Origin of the sequence: Dethiosulfovibrio russensis (assembly GCF_021568855.1) — a bacterium.
In the GTDB taxonomy this organism is placed as follows: domain Bacteria; phylum Synergistota; class Synergistia; order Synergistales; family Dethiosulfovibrionaceae; genus Dethiosulfovibrio; species Dethiosulfovibrio russensis.
Genome location: NZ_JAKGUG010000037.1, coordinates 1 through 540 on the forward strand (window position 1 = coordinate 1; position 540 = coordinate 540).

The 540-nt window shown below is 58.1% G+C and carries 1 pseudogene; it reads right to left on the bottom strand.

Features of this window, described 5'->3' with window-relative positions:
* Nucleotides 1–540 (bottom strand): annotated as a pseudogene (locus L2W48_RS12935) (hypothetical protein); the annotation flags it as partial.

Here is a 540-nt window from a genome sequence, read left to right on the forward strand (position 1 = left end):
ACCGTTCCCTTTACGTTGTTGAGGGCGTAGTCCGTCACCTCCTGCCCCCCTACCAGCACCTTCGAGACTCCCCGTATCAAAGGGGTGCCGGTGTCGAATACCTTTTTACTCCCGTCTCCAGTTCCAACCAGACGGTTCTCCACGGAGAAGGCTCCGCCCAGCTTGAAAAAGGCGGTCTCCCCATCGTCGGCCATGTCGTTCTGGCTATATGGATTATCGAGACCGGAGCTCCTGGTCTCGTAATATCCTCCCTGACAGACGGGATCCACGTAGGAGAACAGCACGGACTCGTTGGCCTCCGGAGGCTCCATTATGTACAGGCTCTCGCCATCGTCTCGGATCTCGAAGCCGGTCCCCTCCGGTATCTCCACACCTCCCACCAACAACTTCAATGGCGTCAAGCATCTGGACGGGAGGGGAAAGGATCTGGTAACCCCGTCTCCGGCAAATCCAGCCACCTGCTCCATGGTCACTATTACGGCGTTGGCGTCGGTGGACCCTACGGAGTAGGCATAATCGCAGGTGACCACCTTTCCGTCG